General features: G+C 49.8%; 1 protein-coding gene. It reads right to left on the reverse strand.

The features are described from left to right. Window positions 1-836: glycine betaine/L-proline ABC transporter permease ProW (gene proW, locus R7E78_RS25610; protein WP_318058542.1), on the reverse strand; the 836-nt coding region annotated here is incomplete at both ends.

The raw sequence follows: 836 nt of genomic DNA on the forward strand, positions 1-836 counted from the left end.
CCAAGCTCTTGCGTAATGCGATCCAACAAAATAGCGAGGATCACAATGCCTAAACCGCCGACAGCGGCCAGACCCATGTCCAGTCGTCCGATGCCTCGTAACACCATCTGACCCAAACCGCCCACGGCGATCATCGAGGCGATAACCACCATCGATAGAGAAAGCATCAAGGTTTGGTTGACGCCCGCCATGATCGTTGGCAGCGCAAGTGGCAATTGAATGCGATACAGCATTTGCTTTTTGTTTGCGCCAAAAGAGTGACCCGCTTCGATAAGCTCTTCCGGTACTTGTTGAATCCCAAGAATGGTCAATCGAACCACTGGCGGTAGCGCGAAAATGATCGTTACGACAACGCCCGGTACGTTACCAATACCAAACAGCATCACTATCGGAACAAGGTAGACGAACGCAGGGGTGGTCTGCATCGCATCCAATATTGGTCTTACAAACTTGGCGGCGGTTTGGCTTCTGGCTAGCCAGATCCCCATGGGTAAGCCAATCAACAAGCAGAAAAACACCGATGTGAGCACCAAGGCGAGCGTGGTCATGGCTTGAGACCAAGCGCCGATCAAGCCAATGAACACTAACGATACTAGTGTTGATAAACCAAGTTTGAAGTTAGAAAACTGCCACGCGAGTAAAAATAGGGTCAGCACCATAATCGGTGACGGCGTAGAGACTAACGCGGTTTCGAATGAGGACAAGATAAAATCGATCGGAACTCGTATGGCTTGAAAAACAGGGCGACCATGTTCAACGAGCCAATTCAACCCAGATTCTACCCAATTATCGAGTGGGAGAACGGCATCTTGAAATGGGTTCATGATATCGAAAGG

The organism is Vibrio sp. YT-19(2023) (genome assembly GCF_033337395.1).